The sequence below is a fragment of the Pacificispira spongiicola genome, assembly GCF_012926505.1.
Classification (GTDB): domain Bacteria; phylum Pseudomonadota; class Alphaproteobacteria; order UBA8366; family Aestuariispiraceae; genus Pacificispira; species Pacificispira spongiicola.
The window spans coordinates 231,366-245,786 of the sequence record NZ_JABBNT010000001.1; the positions used below are offsets into that span (position 1 = coordinate 231,366).

The 14,421-nt window shown below is 60.2% G+C and carries 15 protein-coding genes and 1 riboswitch; of the genes, 5 read left to right on the forward strand and 10 right to left on the reverse strand.

The features are described from left to right. Positions 1–69: 69 nt before the first annotated feature. Positions 70–1,227, reverse strand: a complete 1,158-nt coding sequence (locus HH303_RS01155; RefSeq protein ID WP_169623373.1) for a substrate-binding domain-containing protein — start codon at positions 1,225–1,227, stop codon at positions 70–72. Positions 1,228–1,325: 98 nt separating this feature from the next. On the opposite strand from HH303_RS01155, the gene HH303_RS01160 reads away from it, so the two are divergent. Both HH303_RS01160 and HH303_RS01165 read left to right on the forward strand, forming a co-directional pair. Beyond that, positions 1,326–1,763 carry a MarR family winged helix-turn-helix transcriptional regulator gene (locus HH303_RS01160; RefSeq protein WP_169623374.1) on the forward strand — a complete coding sequence of 146 codons (438 nt, stop codon included), beginning with the start codon at positions 1,326–1,328 and terminating at the stop codon, positions 1,761–1,763. Positions 1,764–1,981: 218 nt separating this feature from the next. Next, a complete protein-coding gene (locus tag HH303_RS01165) occupies positions 1,982–3,115 on the forward strand; it encodes a glycosyltransferase (RefSeq protein ID WP_169623375.1) in 1,134 nt (377 codons plus the stop codon). A gap of 272 nt (positions 3,116–3,387) precedes the next feature. On the opposite strand, the gene HH303_RS01170 is transcribed toward HH303_RS01165, so the two are convergent. From HH303_RS01170 to HH303_RS20335, 7 genes are all read right to left on the reverse strand, one after another. Further along, positions 3,388–4,071, reverse strand: a complete 684-nt coding sequence (locus tag HH303_RS01170) for an energy-coupling factor ABC transporter ATP-binding protein (RefSeq protein WP_169623376.1) — start codon at positions 4,069–4,071, stop codon at positions 3,388–3,390. After that, entirely contained in the window at positions 4,058–4,855 is a 798-nt protein-coding gene (gene cbiQ / locus HH303_RS01175; protein ID WP_169623377.1) for a cobalt ECF transporter T component CbiQ, read from the reverse strand. The genes HH303_RS01170 and cbiQ overlap by 14 nt, the downstream gene beginning before the upstream one ends. A 3-nt stretch (positions 4,856–4,858) precedes the next feature. Next, positions 4,859–5,470, reverse strand: coding sequence for a cobalt ABC transporter permease (locus HH303_RS01180; RefSeq protein ID WP_169623378.1), 612 nt, complete (start codon positions 5,468–5,470; stop codon positions 4,859–4,861). Next, positions 5,467–6,102: a cobalt transporter CbiM gene (gene cbiM, locus HH303_RS01185; RefSeq protein WP_169623379.1), complete on the reverse strand. Its 636-nt coding sequence runs from the start codon at positions 6,100–6,102 to the stop codon at positions 5,467–5,469. The genes HH303_RS01180 and cbiM overlap by 4 nt, the downstream gene beginning before the upstream one ends. 12 nt (positions 6,103–6,114) lie before the next feature. Then, positions 6,115–6,912, reverse strand: coding sequence for a DUF4198 domain-containing protein (locus HH303_RS01190; protein ID WP_169623380.1), 798 nt, complete (start codon positions 6,910–6,912; stop codon positions 6,115–6,117). Between the two features lie 143 nt (positions 6,913–7,055). Next, a riboswitch (cobalamin riboswitch) is annotated at positions 7,056–7,269 on the reverse strand. A gap of 129 nt (positions 7,270–7,398) precedes the next feature. Further along, on the reverse strand, positions 7,399–7,524 hold the full coding sequence (locus tag HH303_RS20175; RefSeq protein ID WP_264465880.1) for a hypothetical protein: 126 nt from the start codon (positions 7,522–7,524) through the stop codon (positions 7,399–7,401). Further along, the gene (locus HH303_RS20335; protein WP_169624128.1) at positions 7,472–7,870 is read right to left on the reverse strand and encodes a sulfatase-like hydrolase/transferase; all 399 of its coding nucleotides are present in this window, start codon (positions 7,868–7,870) and stop codon (positions 7,472–7,474) included. Before HH303_RS20335 ends, HH303_RS20175 begins: the two co-directional genes overlap by 53 nt. 272 nt (positions 7,871–8,142) lie before the next feature. Between HH303_RS20335 and HH303_RS01200 the strand changes: the two genes are divergently transcribed. Beyond that, a complete protein-coding gene (locus HH303_RS01200) occupies positions 8,143–9,288 on the forward strand; it encodes a fumarylacetoacetate hydrolase family protein (RefSeq protein ID WP_169623381.1) in 1,146 nt (381 codons plus the stop codon). 71 nt (positions 9,289–9,359) lie between these two features. Continuing rightward, positions 9,360–10,652 (forward strand): ROK family protein, encoded by a 1,293-nt coding sequence (locus HH303_RS01205; RefSeq protein WP_169623382.1) that lies wholly within the window; start codon positions 9,360–9,362, stop codon positions 10,650–10,652. On the opposite strand, the gene HH303_RS01210 is transcribed toward HH303_RS01205, so the two are convergent. Then, positions 10,642–11,418, reverse strand: coding sequence for an SDR family NAD(P)-dependent oxidoreductase (locus HH303_RS01210; RefSeq protein ID WP_169623383.1), 777 nt, complete (start codon positions 11,416–11,418; stop codon positions 10,642–10,644). The two genes, HH303_RS01205 and HH303_RS01210, sit on opposite strands and share 11 nt — an antisense overlap. Positions 11,419–11,597: 179 nt before the next feature. Here HH303_RS01210 and HH303_RS01215 point away from each other — a divergent pair, with 179 nt between their 5' ends. Further along, the gene (locus HH303_RS01215; protein WP_169623384.1) at positions 11,598–13,379 is read left to right on the forward strand and encodes an IlvD/Edd family dehydratase; all 1,782 of its coding nucleotides are present in this window, start codon (positions 11,598–11,600) and stop codon (positions 13,377–13,379) included. 42 nt (positions 13,380–13,421) lie between these two features. Here HH303_RS01215 and HH303_RS01220 read toward each other — a convergent pair whose 3' ends face one another. Continuing rightward, positions 13,422–14,405 (reverse strand): ROK family protein, encoded by a 984-nt coding sequence (locus tag HH303_RS01220; protein ID WP_169623385.1) that lies wholly within the window; start codon positions 14,403–14,405, stop codon positions 13,422–13,424. Between the last annotated feature and the right edge of the window lie 16 nt (positions 14,406–14,421).

Genomic DNA, 14,421 nt, shown 5'->3' on the forward strand with positions numbered 1-14,421 from the left:
TGTTTTCCAATTCAAAGAAAACATGACGGACATGAGAATTGGCCGAGACGGACCGGCTCTTCCGCGCGTTCAGCCTGAGATTTTGTCGAGTATCTGGAAATCGTGTCCATCGGCGCGGGACAGATAGATCGGCAGCTTCTTGCGGTTGTTGGACAGGAAACAGCCGCCGCGCGCGCTTTGATACCGGATCGGGCCGGGCGTGCCAGTCCGCCGCTGGTTCAACATGGCGGCATAAAAATGGATGCCCTCATAGACCGATTGCCCCAAGGCGTTCAGGACCGGCGGTCGGCCCTTATGCTGCGCCTGATACCGTTCCTTGAACGTCTCGTTTTCCGGGGTTTGCAGGCCGGAGAAATAGGCCGCCGCCGCGAATAGGCGTTTGGTATTCTCCGCACCCGCCGCCATCAGGATGTTCTCTTCGACCGCCGTCGAAAACCGGAAGATAGACCGGTCCAGCCCCCGCTGACCGAAGGCACGGTGGAATTCGACCGAGTCCTGACCGACCAGCGATACCAGCACGATATCGGGCTTGGTCTGCGCGATCCGATCGACAAGATCCTCCGCCGCCTCGATCCCGAAGGGCACATAATCGTCGAATGTCACGATGCCGCCGCTGGCCGCGATGCTGTCCTTCGCGACGGCATGCGATGTCCGGGGCCAGACGTAATCGTTGCCGATCAGGGCCCAGCGCCGAACGCGCAGCGTTTCCGATAGATAGCGAATGGCGGGCCGCAATTGATCGTCAGGCGTCTCCCCGATCGTATAGACGTTCGGGCTGCGCTCATTCCCTTCATATAGCGGTGTGTAGATATAGGGTATCTTGCCGCGCAGGATTTTGTTCAGGCGCTGGCGGACGGAACTGACATTCATTCCGATCAGGGCATGGATACTGCCGTCATCCAGCAAGGTACTGATTTCGCGTTCCAGCGCGTCGGTATTGCTGTCGTCGGAATTCAGGAACAGCGGGGCGACGGGCCTGCCGCCGATGCCGTTGGTGCGGTTGATTTCGGCGATGGCGAGTTGGGCGCTGGAAATACAGGACGGCCCCCAGATACCGGCCTCCCCCCCCATGGGAACCAGCACCGCGACCCCGTGTTCGTGGCGGGCCGCGGCTTCTTCCCGGTGCACCCGATCCTTGAACCCCGGAAGAGCGGATTCCTGCCAAAACGGCCCCATGTCTGGACGGTCCCCCACGATCGTCGTACTTGCCTTTCCCCGAAAAACCATTCAATAACTTTCCAATTCAAATATACTAAGCGTAAACCGAAATCGGGCGCAACAGGCACGATTCGGCGGTCGCATAAGGGAAACGCCAGGAGACGCCCGTGACGACGGCACTGCAAACGGACCGGATTGCCTTTCTGATCACGAAACTGCATCGTTTCGTCCATAACAGCCTGGAAGAAACGCTTCAGCCTCATGGGATCAGCGTCGAACAATGGCGTGTCCTGGAACGCCTGTCCGACGGAAACGGCTTTTCCATGGGCGAACTGGCCGCCGAGGTCCTGATGAACCACCCGGCCCTGACCAAGATGATCGACCGTATGGTCGCGAACGGTCTCGTCCATCGTGCGCCGGACCCGGCGGACCAGCGGCGCGTCCTGGTCTATGCCGCCGATCGCGGCGTCGCACTGACACGGAAATTGCAGCCGATCGTCGCCGCCCAGGAAGCGAGACTGCGCGATATGCTCGGCAGCGACACCGCCGAACAGGTCGAAGGTATGTTGACCGGAGCCAGCCGTGCCATTCCCGAAAGGGTATAATACTTGTCACGCAACCTCTGCGGACACTCTGGCCGGCACCATGCCGCCGGTCGTACAAACAGATCTTCAATCAATTTTCTCGTATTCTGCCCTGACCAAGGAAATGAAGGCTGGCGGTTCTGACAAGACGTCGCTCTTTAACGGTATCGCGACCCGTGACGGGCGACCTGAATCGGTCGACAACACGTCCTGTCTTGGAGCGAACGGAAAAACTCATCATGGCGGACGAAACCGTATCTGTTTTGCATGTGATCGTTGACCTGGAGGTCGGCGGCGCGGAACGCGCATTGGTCAATCTGGTTACCTCTGAAAAAGACCCCGGTATTCGGCACCATGTCATGTGTTTGCGCATCGGCGGGGCATTTTCCGATCAAGTACGAGACAGCGGCGTGCCGTTGATAGTCGCGGGCGGCGAAGGTCTTCGTGCCGCGCCGCATTGGATAGGGTCAATCCGTCGACAAATCCGGACCCTCCAACCGGATATCGTTCACGGCTGGATGTATTACGCTAATCTTTTTTGCTTTGCGGCGTTGCGGTTTCCCTGGCCGATTGGTGTCGACCGATATCCGAAGCTGGTTTGGGGAATTCGGTGTTCGGATATGGATATGGACCGCTACCCGCCGAACCTTCGCCGCGCCATCCGTTTGGGGGCCCTTTGCTCGCGCGGTGTCGATTCAATCATTGCAAATTCTTTCGCCGGGTTGGGCGTTCACGTGAATGCCGGATACGCGAGTAGGAAATTCGGCGTCATTCCCAACGGATTCAATGCCGACCTATTCCGCCCAGACAGCGAGACTCGGAGTACGGCGCGAATCGAAGACTTTAAGGTCGGTCCGGACGATGTCGTCGCCCTGACGGTCGCCAGGGTCGACCCGATGAAAGACTTCGCGTCGTTAACGGCGGCGGCCAGAATCTCGAAAAAGGCAAGGTTCTATGCTGCGGGTCTGGGAACGGACGCGTTACCCGAACAAACCGCGCTAAAGGGTCTTGGCCGCCGTTCGGATGTGGCGCGCCTTCTGAACGGCGCCGACATTCTGGTGTCGAGTTCCGCCTATGGCGAAGGAATGTCCAATTCTATCGGCGAAGCCATGGCATGCGGAATTCCGGTGGTGGCAACCGATGTCGGTGACGCCGCACGCATGCTAACCGACGGCGAGGACCATGAACCGGCGGGCATCGTCGTTCCGCGCCGAGACCCTACTGCTATAGCCAACGCTGTGGAAAGGTTGGCTGCGGACCGGAGCATGCGCGAAGCCATGGGCAAAGCCGGGCGCCAGCGCATTCTCGATCTATACAGCCTGTCCACTTGCCACGATCAATACGCGCGGCTTTATAGAAGTCTTGTATCGTGACCATCTGTCTGTTGATCCGGTCGCTTGATGTCGGGGGTTGTTTCTCAATCTGTCATACCCTACCCGCGTACAGTGTTTTCCCGACAGCCCTCAAAGCGAAAATTATATTGTAAGATTTCTTCAATCTATGCTGGCGGGAACAAATTGTGGATTACTTGCCCATGCCGGTCGTGTCCGAGAGCGTCTTCCGCCGTGTCACGATAACGGAATAGCTATCGTGTTTCATCTCCGTATCCTTTCCTCCTGGATCGGATATGGAGGGAGAAAACTTCTTAGGTGACCGGATCTGCATTCCGGCATGTCGGTTCCGGTTCGACCAAACGGCCGTCGGTCAGATGCAGACGACGCGTCGCGATCTTGCGGCGAAAATGCGGGTCATGGGAGACGATAACCATGGCCTGAGGCAAGGACTGCAGAATTTCCGTCAACCGTGCCTCGTTCATCTCGTCGAGGGCGTTGGTTGGTTCGTCCAGGAGCAACACGTCCGGTTCCATGACAAGAACGGAGGCCAGGGTGACCAGACGCTTCTCCCCACCGGACAGACGATGCGTGACCCGGTCGCGGAACCGCATCAGGTCCAGGCGCGTCAGCACATCCTCGACAATCGACAACGCCTCGTCGCGGGACTTGCCGAGGTTGAGTGGCCCGAAGGCGATGTCCTCCGCAACGGTCGGACAGAACAGTTGATCGTCCGCATCCTGGAACACAAGCCCCGCCCGCCTACGAACCTCTTGGAAGTCCTTTTCCTCCGTCCGTTCCACCCCGAAGGCGACGACGGACCCTGATGTCGGTTTCAGAAGCCCGACCATGATTTTCAGCAGCGTCGATTTCCCCGCCCCGTTATGGCCGGTGACGCACAGACGCTCACCCAAATCCAGCGAGAAACACGCGTCATCCAGGACCGGGGGATGCCCCGGATATCCGAACCGGATGCCGGACAAATCAAACAGCGCCATAGAGATACTCCAGAACGGGGAACGACCCCATGACCACCCCCATCAGCACGGCGAATGCCGAGTCCCGACGCGAGAGTTCGAACTTGGCGAGCAACGGGATCGCGCCGGTGAAGCCCCGGCATTTCATGGCATCGAGAATCCGTTCCGACCGCTCCAACGCGCGGACGAGCATCATGCCCACCAGATACCCGAAGGAGCGATAGGTATGCAGGCAGTTGGACGGCTTGAAACCGCGCGCCTTCATCGCCTGCCTTAGCCGCAGATATTCTTCGTGCAGAACTTCGACATAGCGCACGGTGAACAGCAGCAGATGGACCAAGGCCGCCGGAACGCGCAGGGCATGGAGCGCATGGCCGAAGGTCACTGCCTCCAATGTACCCACAAGGACCATCAGCATCAGAACGATCGCATTGGCCTTCAGGGCGATGGTCACCGCCTGATGCACGCCTTCCCAACTGGCGGTGAAGCCCCAGACGGTGAAGATCTGCTCTCCCGGCACCGTGAAGGGTAACAGTAGCAGCAGGAAGATGATGAAACTGTCCATCGCCGCCATGCGCTTCAGCGTGCGCGCGATCGGCAAACACTCCGCCAACATGACGCAGAGCGATACGCCAAGCGCGAGCACAAGGACGGGAATCCAGTGACAGGCTACCGCAACCACCGCATACGCCACAGCAGCCACGATACGCAAACGCGGGTCGATACCGGAAACGAACGACCCTTGGGCGTCGGGTGCGCCCGACGCTTTCAGCGTCTTTTCACTTTTCGATAGGACATGCCCCACGGTTTACGCCTTCACCTTCCGGCGCGCCGCCACGTAGAAGGCCACGCCGAAGAGACCGACAATATAGCCGACCCCGCCGAGAATGTTCTGGAAATTGTTGTGCTCCTTATAGGCCGCAATCTCCCGGCGCAGCGGGCGCACCTCGTCTCGCACCACGTCGGCGATCGCTTCCTTCTCCTCCTCGGTCAAGGCCGCGACGACAACCGCGGCACCGCCGGGAGCCGCCTTCTGCACGGCGCTCTCGACAGCCTGTTCTTGGGCAAGCTCGGCAGCAGCCGCTTCCGCCTTGCCCAGAAGGGTGGCAATCTCCGAAGCCTCCATGGCGACTTCCGCGACATGTCCGGCACCGAGATCGGCCCGAAAGACATGCGTGACGGGTTCCGTCGGCGTGAAGGTAAAAAAGCCCTCATCGTCGGTCTGCGTTTCGCCGATCTTGTTTCCCACCGCGTCGAAAACTTCGACCAAATGGTTCGCGGCCATATCGCCGTTGGAAAAGCCGATTTCACCTTCGATAGCGGTCCCGCTGCGGAAAACCGAGGCAATCACCTTATGCGCCTGAGCGGGCGAGGCCGCCAACAAGATCGCGAAGGCAACCGACAGATAAACGGGTTTCATTGTATGCCTCCCTTGGCGCCATGCAGCACCGTCAGCGCGCCGAACAGTTCGGGCTTCACCTTACGGGCAAGAAACACGGCCGCCGCGGACAGCAGGGCCTCAATGATCATGACCGGAATATGGGCGAAGAAGACCAATTTTGCCGCCGGTAGGAACTCTTCCACCGATAGGGCGAGCGCAATGGCAACCGTTCCGGTGGTCAAGGCAATCGCCAGGCCGCCACCGACACCGCCCCATATTGCAGCCGCCACCGCGGACGGCGACCGGACGCCACGCAGGCAGGCGTAATAGACGATGACCGCTGGCAGGGCGATGTTCACCGTATTGACGCCGAGCACGGTAACGCCGCCAAATCCGAAGAACACGGCCTGAAGCAGCAACCCGACAAACAGGGCCGGAAAGGCGGCCCAACCGAGCACAAGCCCGGCCAGACCGTTCATGATCAGATGCACCGAGGACGGGCCGATAGGCACATGAATCAGGGAGGCGACAAAGAAGGTGGCGGACAGAACGCCCGCCGCCGGGATCTTTTCCATGGGAAGCTTCCGCAAGCCCATGGCGATGCCGCCCACCGCGAGAACCGCGCCCCCGATCACCACGGGGTTGGACAGGGCACCGTCGACGATATGCATCCGACCGTCCCCTTATTGGATATCGTAGGCGCGGATCCAGATCACCGCGTCCTGGCTGAGCTCCTTGCCGTCATGCTCCTTTGCCGGACCGGAACCGAGCGCCGCGAAGCCCCAATACCCGGCTTTCGGGATACCGAAGGTGAAGTAGCCGTTATCGTCGGAAATCGCGACGACCGATCCGCCCGGCATCGGGCCGGCGGTCGGCTCCTTTGGCGCGTTCGTCGCCATATCCGGTTCGGCCGCCATGTATTCGATTTCGATTTCCGCCCCGGCGACCGGTTGGCCTTCCGCCAGAACCCGGCCCGTGAAGGTCGATCCGGCGATGACATTGGTCGGCTTGTTCAGCGGCACGATTTCCGTGGCGAGCCCCTGCGGTTCCGTCCAATCCGTCGGCAGTTCGTTGCGATTCAAATAAGCCTTGGTGACCTGCTGGATATAGATGTCCTCGCTTTCCTCATAATAAGGCGCGGGATTGAGAACCAGGACGTAGTCGCCGGAGCGTTTGATCGGCAGAACGGCGTCGAACGCAACCGCTTCATTCTTGGCCCCTTTGAAGCTCGTCTGCTTCAGCGTGTCCATCAGATCGATCTTTTCGCCGCGATGAACCGCGTAGAATTCGATCGGCTGGCCCATATCCATGACATGACCGTTTTCGAACGGATGCCAGAAGATCAGTTTGACCGGCACATCACCGGCGGCTTCGATTTGCGTATTTTCCGTATAGATCAGTTGGAAATGCGCCTCGGCACCCGTGATCGCCACCGGCGACGCGGCCAGCACCGCGCCCAGAACTGCATTGCGAAATTTCATAGTGCTTCCCCTTACTACCGCACACCCGCGGAATGGATGGTTCGGTGACGGGGAAAAGGGCGTGAAGGCAGAACGCCGGATAGATTCGGAGCCCGCCTTACCGCTGGACGTTCACCCCGACATCCGGTCTCGGTCGCGAACCTTTCGGTCCACTGCGCAGGCAGGTCTCCTGGCTTGCGGGTCGTCGCCTTCGTCCACCTTCCCGATCTGACGATCAGTGGCATTATCGAACGAGTGCTCTCCGCTTACAGTTGCGGGGGCAGCCACGGTCTCGGTCCCTGATGGGTACGCCTCACCGTGTTCCCTTTTCAGCCCGGCCATCTTCACGGCCGAGCAACCATGCGCGTTTTCTGTCTTCCGCGTCGAGGTGCCAATTGTCAAGTGAAATGCAGGATACCGATTACCTCTGTGAACAGATGTTCCGGCATCGGACTCGCCAATCCTGTTGCGCTGGGACTGCCGATCAAAAACGAGATTCTTATTGTGTCACTCGATCGGCGTGTGGTCGAAATTCTCGCGTGCATAGATGCCGTCGAACCCGCCCAGCTCCGCGATCCGACTATCCAGATCGGCGAAGGCGCGGCGGCAGGCGTTCCGGGTCATACATGTCATAGAACGGTTTCGGGCAAGTCAGCGGATAGTGCGGACGCAGGAACGACACGAACAGCGCCCATGGTTTATCGCGGGCCGCCGCCCCTTCTTGTGCCAGCCAGTCGACCGCGTGATCCCGGACCTTCACATCATATTCTGTATAGCTATCATCGCCCGGACCGATATCCTGGGCATATTGAGAATTATCAAAACAGGTATGATCGTGGGGGCGCAGAATACCGAAGCCCCACCCTTCCCCATTGCTGACATGCAACGCGACGATTTCCTGCGCAAAACCATCGTCGTATTCCGGCGACCGGTAGTGCGGCTTGCCGATGGAAACGGTCTCGTGGCCCGCCGCCTTCAGACGGTCCGTCCAGCCTGCCGGTTCGCCGCGATGCTTGCGGCAATCAAGGCAATGGCACCCCCCACGCGGTCGGGCTGCCCCCTAGCCACGATTCGGACGCTCCTCCGAATTTCAGGGATATAGCGTTCCAGATCGTTCAGCCCTTTATCGGTGCCAAACCCATGGTGCCGATTTGAATCGGAACGCGAGATTGACCGGCACGCCATCCTTGCCAAGTGCCCGGCCACACAACTAGGCTCTCGCCCGAAGAACAAGAACAGGGGGATGAGAGCATGAATGCCGTGGATTTGCCGAAGGATGGCGTAGTCTTGGGGCGTGTGTGGTCCTCGGACGCTCAGGGACCGGCCGTCGTCACCCTTCGCGACGGCGAGGTGATTGACATCACATCCAAGACCGCCGCGACCGTCCGTGACATCTGCGAATTGGACGATCCGTCCGGCTTTGTTCGGAACGCATCGGGACGGTCTCTCGGGTCCGTGGAGGCCGTCGCGACCGCACCGGTGGGTGTCCCGGACCGCACGCATTTCCTCTCCCCCTGCGACCTTCAAGCCATCAAGGCCTGCGGCGTCACCTTCGCGGGGTCCATGGTCGAACGCGTGATCGAGGAAAAGGCGGCCGGCGACCCCAGTAAGGCGGCGGAAATCCGAGACCGGATCGGATCCTTGATCGGAGACAGCCTGCGCAACATCGAAGCCGGGTCGGAAACGGCCCAACTCGTGAAGAATGCACTCATCCAGGAAGGCTTGTGGAGCCAATATCTCGAAGTCGGTATCGGACCTGATGCGGAGGTGTTCTCGAAGGCGCAGGTCCTGTCGTCGGTCGGCCTGGGCGCGGATATCGGCCTGCATCCGATTTCGAAATGGAACAATCCCGAACCTGAAATCGTGCTGACCGTCAGTTCCAAAGGCCGCATTGTCGGCGCAACGCTGGGCAACGACGTGAATCTTCGCGATGTCGAGGGAAGATCGGCCCTTTTGCTGTCCAAGGCAAAGGACAACAACGCATCCTGCGCCATCGGTCCGATGATCCGGCTGTTCGACGATACCTACGGCATGAACGACGTGCGCAACGCCGAATTGACGTTGACGGTTCGGGGGGAGGACGGATTCGTCCTGAATGGACGGTCATCGATGAACCAGATCAGCCGCGATCCCGAGAATCTGGTCGCCCAAACGATTGGACGGCATCATCAATATCCCGACGGGATCGTCCTGTTTCTGGGAACATTGTTCGCGCCGACGGAAGACCGCGATCATCCCGGGGAGGGGTTCACTCACAAGATCGGCGACATCGTCGAAATCTCCGCCGCCGGTTTGGGTACGTTGCGCAACCGGGTAAAGCTATCCACCGAATGCCGCGAATGGACATTCGGCGCGTCCCATCTCATGCGGAATCTGGCGGCGCGCGGTCTTCTTTAACCGGCCCAAACGTGCTCAAATGGTTGATCGAAGTTTCCTGAATATCCGGTCGGCATGGCAAGGATACGCGCGTGAACGGTTTTGCAGCGACCGGTGATGCGGATTTCATCAAGCGCATCAACAAGCACAAAATTTTGACGGTCCTGCGCCCGAACGAACGGCGCGCCCGGATCGATATCGCCGAGGCGGCCGGGTTGAGCCCCGCCACGGTTTCAGCGCTGACGCAGGAACTCCTGGACGAGGGGGTGCTTGTCGAATTGGACGCGGATCGGCGGGATTTCGTGCGTCCCGATGGTCGTCACAGTGGGCGTCCCCGCGGGCGTCCGCGCGTGCTGTTGGGACCGAATCCGGACGCGGCGATCGTCGCCGGCACCAAGATTTCCATGCATCAGGTAGCCGTTTCGATCACCAATTTCGTGGGCGACGTTCTGACCTCGAAAACCCATCCGGTGAATGTCGAACACGAACCGCCCGAAATTGTCGCGGACTTGATCGAACGGCTGCTCTACATGTCCGCGGACGATATCGGATGCAGCATTTCCGGCCTATCCGGCCTTGGCGTCGGTATCCCCGGATTCATCGACCATGTCGCGGGCGTCTGCCATTGGAGCCCCGTCTTCGGCGCCAAGGCCATTCCCTTCGCCGCGATGCTGCGCGACCGGTTGGGCATCCCGGTGCTTGTCGACAACGACGCCAATCTCGTTACGCTGGCCGAACAATGGTTCGGCCACGGCCACGGGGTGTCGGACTTCGTCGTCGTCACGGTAGAGCACGGTGTCGGCATGGGCGCGGTAATCGGCGGCGAACTCTATCGCGGGCATCGCGGCTTCGGATCTGAACTGGGACACACGAAGATCGACAGAAACGGCGCCCTGTGCCGGTGCGGACAGCGTGGCTGCCTGGAAGCCTATGTCGCGGACTACGCGCTTGTGCGCGACGCCCGCACCGTCTTTCGGTTGCCCGCGGGCGACGACCCGTCCACCGTCCGGGAAGCGATCGGATCCCTGACGGCCCTGGCGCGCGCCGGTGACGACAATGCCGCCGCCCTGTTCGCCGCAGCGGGGGAGGCATTGGGCATCGGCGTCGCCAACGCGGTCAATATCTTGAACCCGCCCCTGCTGATCCTGTCCGGCGCGGGTATGGAATCCTACGATCTGATGGAAGACGCCTTTCTGAGGGCCCTGAAAGCCAATGCGTTGAGTGTCGAGCAGCATACCATGCCCGTGGCGGTCGGGTCCTCCGACGACACTGTTTGGGCCCGTGGGGCCGCCGCATTGGTGCTGCAGGCGCTTTACGAACCACCGATTACGCGGCCCATCACCGGTGACTTCTGCGTTATAGGCAAGGGACCCCTTACCCGGTAATGCCCGCATCCACGATGAAGTTCTGCGAGGTGCAGCCCCAGGATACGTCGGATGCCAGGAACAAGGCCATCTGCGCGATATCGTCGGCAACCAGAGTGCGCGGCAAGCATTGCGCCTTTTGATTCTCCTTCTCGATTTCCTCCGTGATCCACAGCTGGCGTTGCCGTTCGGTCATGATCGCCCCGGGAACGATGGCATTCACGCGGACGCCGAATTCGCCGAATTCGCGCGCCAGACTGCGTGTCAGTCCCTGCACCGCGGATTTGCAGGTCGAATAGACGGCAAGATTTCGAATACCCAAACGCGGCGCGACGGAACCGAAATTGATGATCGATCCGCTTCCCCGCCGCCGCATATGGGCGAATGCCCGCGTCGCGGCGAAAAATTGGTGTTTCAGATTGACCGCGATGCTGGCGTCGAAATTGGCCTCGTCCACCTCCGCCGACAGATAACGGGTATCGTTGGCGGCGTTGTTGACGAGCACGTCCAACCGTCCCGTCAGATCCGCAATCCGGTCCAGGGCGGCGGCAAGCGACTCCAGGTCGGTTACGTCGCAGACCTGAAAATCCGGCGAACTGCCGGTTTCTTTCTTCAGCTCCTCGCATAATGCATCGCTTGCCGACCGGTCTATATCGACGAAGAACGTCGCTGCGCCCTGTGTGTGGAACGCACGGACGAGGTCGGCTCCGATACCGCTGCCGCCCCCCGAGATAAAAACGGACTTACCATGAAGATCGGCGTATTTGGCAATCTGACGTATGGTCATGTACAGGAACCTCTCTGAGAAAATCGATTTATTTTGACGCTCGAAATAATAGGGGTCAATATTCGATGCGGTTCCATTGCGAGACCTGTTAAAAAAAGGGGATAGGGAGGGGCGCGGGGCCGAATGCGATGTGTCGGCGCCGTCCCAAATCGCACAATACGGCAGTTGAAAGGTATACTATGTCCCGGAAGCCCGTGAGACCGTTCCGATCTCAGGATTGGTTCCGCAATGCGGATCACGTAGATATGGCCGCCCTGTATCTGGAACGGTTCATGAATTATGGGCTCACACCGGATGAGCTGCGGTCCGGACGCCCGATCATCGGGATTGCGCAAACCGGCAGCGATATCTCCCCGTGCAATCGCATTCATGTCGATCTTGCCAAGCGGACCGCCCAGGGCATCCGCGATGCGGGCGGGATTCCGATGGAGTTTCCCGTCCATCCGATTTTCGAAAACTGTCGCCGCCCGACGGCAGCGTTGGACCGGAATCTGGCCTATCTCGGCCTGGTCGAAATCCTCTACGGCTATCCGATCGACGCGGTCGTGCTTACCACCGGATGCGATAAGACGACGCCTGCGAACATCATGGCCGCGACGACGGTCGATATTCCCGCGATCGTCTTGAGCGGCGGGCCGATGCTGGACGGCTGGCATAACGGCGAATTGGTCGGGTCCGGAACGGTTATCTGGCGGAGCCGCCGGAAATATGCCGCCGGCGAGATCGACGAGGAGGAATTCATTCAGACGGCTGCCGATTCCGCGCCCTCCGCCGGTCACTGCAATACGATGGGAACCGCATCGACCATGAATGCGGTTGCGGAGGCCCTGGGGCTTTCGCTGACCGGCTGCGCCGCGATCCCCGCCCCTTACCGGGAACGCGCGCAAATGGCCTATGCCACCGGCAAGCGCATCGTGGAGCTTGCCTATGAGGATTTGAGCCCGTCCAAGATTTTGACGCGGGACGCCTTTTTGAACGCGATCATGACCATTTCCGCGATCGGCGGATCGACCAATGCGCATCCGCATGTCATGGCCATGGCAAAACATGCCGGGATCGAGCTGACGCAAGCGGACTGGCAGTCCTATGGTTACGACATCCCGCTGCTTGCCAATGTGCAGCCCGCCGGCGCTTATTTGGGCGAGCGGTACTACCGGGCCGGCGGCGTTCCGGCGGTCATGTGGGAACTGCTCCAGAAGCGGAAACTCTACGGCGACGCCACTACGGTGACCGGCAAGACGATGGCGGAAAACCTGGAAAACCGACAATCGACGGACCGGGAGGTCATTCTGGCCTACGGCAAGCCGCTTCGGGAACGGGCGGGTTTCCTGGTCATGACCGGCAATTTGTTCGACACGGCGATCATGAAGACCTCCGTTATCTCCGACTCCTTCCGCGAACGCTACCTCGTCACCCCCGGCCAAGAAGGCGTCTTCGAGGGACGCGCCGTCGTTTTCGAAGGGTCCGAAGATTATCATGCACGGATTGAAGACCCGTCGCTAGGAATAGACGAAAATTCCATCCTGGTTATCCGGGGGTCCGGCCCCATCGGATGGCCGGGGGCGGCGGAGGTCGTGAATATGCAACCGCCCTCCGCGCTGCTGAAGAAAGGCATCGAAAGCCTGCCGACAATCGGCGACGGACGTCAATCCGGCACCTCCGACAGCCCTTCCATCCTGCATGCGTCGCCGGAAAGCGCGGCCGGCGGGACACTGGCGCTTCTGGAAACGGGTGATCGGATCAGGATCGATCTCAATCAAGGACGCTGCGACGTTCTGTTGAGCGACGAGGAACTGGCCATGCGCCGAAACCGGCCCATGCCGGATATCCCAGTCAGCGAGACGCCCTGGCAGGAGATATACCGCAATACGGTGGGGCATCTGTCGGACGGCGCATGCATGGAATTGGCGACCAAGTATCGAACCGTGTCGCGGAAGAAACTGCCCCGGCATAATCACTGATCCGCCGACGGTCGCCCCGCCACATCCGGGCGCAACCGCGTCTTAGGCCGCGCTCCTTTCGTCGATCCAGTGTTGAACGGCCATGGCGATGGTGCCGCGCCCGTCGATTTCCAGACTCCAATCCATCACTGTGATTTCGGTGATGTCCCGCACCGACGGAAGAATGTTCGGCATCAGCGCCTCGTCGAAACCAGGCTTCATCAAGTCGAAAGACGCCGTGCCCGCCCCGGTGATCAGTACCGCTTCCGGGGCCAGAAGGTTGACGATGTTGGAAACGCCCAGCCCCAAAACCGACCCGGCATGCCGGAACAGATTGCAAATCGCGGCGTTTCCGCGACGTCCTTCCGCCGCGATCTCCTCCATCGTCGCACCGTCTGCGGGCAGGGTTACGGACGGCGACAGTTCCAGTATCTCGCGCGCATCGCGATAGATCGCGTAATCCCCTACCGATGCCTCGATGCACCCCCTAGCGCCGCAACGGCACAAGGCACCCGACCCGGAAATCTTCATATGCCCAAACTCAGCCGCGCTCCCCCGATTTCCGCGATAGACGCGCCCATCGATGACGATCCCCATGCCGACGCCATATCCGATCATGATCGACACAAGGCACCCATTCCGAGATCGCTGCGGCTCGACACTATGCGCGAGGCCCAGCGTGTTCGCGTCATTGTCCATCATCACGGGCACGCCGAACCGCCTTTCCAACGCGCCGCCCAGATCGACCGGCGTGCAGGACAGAATGGGAGACCAGCGGATGCAGCCGACCGTTTCGTCAACGATGCCCTGTACCGCGATCCCTATTCCGGCAAGATTTCGAATATCGACCGATCGCTCGTCGATGAAACGGCGGACGCTTTGCTCTATGAAATCCGCGATACCGTTCGACGACAACTGGCGGGTCTTTACCGTGAAAACCGTGTGTCCTTGCAAAATCGTCCGGGCGTCGCCCTGAAAGACATCCAACCGATCGCTAGTCAGGCGCAGACCGATAAACGCCGCCGCATCCGGGTTGATGTCCAGCAAGATGCGCGGCCGTCCC

Excerpts from the sequence above, each read along its gene's own strand:
- HH303_RS01155 (WP_169623373.1), bottom strand. The coding sequence starts at position 1,227 with ATGGTTTTTCGGGGAAAGGCAAGTACGACGATCGTGGGGGACCGTCCA.
- cbiM (WP_169623379.1), bottom strand. The coding sequence starts at position 6,102 with ATGCATATCGTCGACGGTGCCCTGTCCAACCCCGTGGTGATCGGGGGC.
- HH303_RS01170 (WP_169623376.1), bottom strand. The coding sequence starts at position 4,071 with ATGGCGCTGTTTGATTTGTCCGGCATCCGGTTCGGATATCCGGGGCAT.
- HH303_RS01190 (WP_169623380.1), bottom strand. The coding sequence starts at position 6,912 with ATGAAATTTCGCAATGCAGTTCTGGGCGCGGTGCTGGCCGCGTCGCCG.
- HH303_RS01210 (WP_169623383.1), bottom strand. The coding sequence starts at position 11,418 with ATGACCATACGTCAGATTGCCAAATACGCCGATCTTCATGGTAAGTCC.
- HH303_RS01200 (WP_169623381.1), top strand. The coding sequence starts at position 8,143 with ATGAATGCCGTGGATTTGCCGAAGGATGGCGTAGTCTTGGGGCGTGTG.
- HH303_RS01180 (WP_169623378.1), bottom strand. The coding sequence starts at position 5,470 with ATGAAACCCGTTTATCTGTCGGTTGCCTTCGCGATCTTGTTGGCGGCC.
- HH303_RS01215 (WP_169623384.1), top strand. The coding sequence starts at position 11,598 with ATGTCCCGGAAGCCCGTGAGACCGTTCCGATCTCAGGATTGGTTCCGC.
- HH303_RS01165 (WP_169623375.1), top strand. The coding sequence starts at position 1,982 with ATGGCGGACGAAACCGTATCTGTTTTGCATGTGATCGTTGACCTGGAG.
- HH303_RS20175 (WP_264465880.1), bottom strand. The coding sequence starts at position 7,524 with ATGACATGTATGACCCGGAACGCCTGCCGCCGCGCCTTCGCCGATCTG.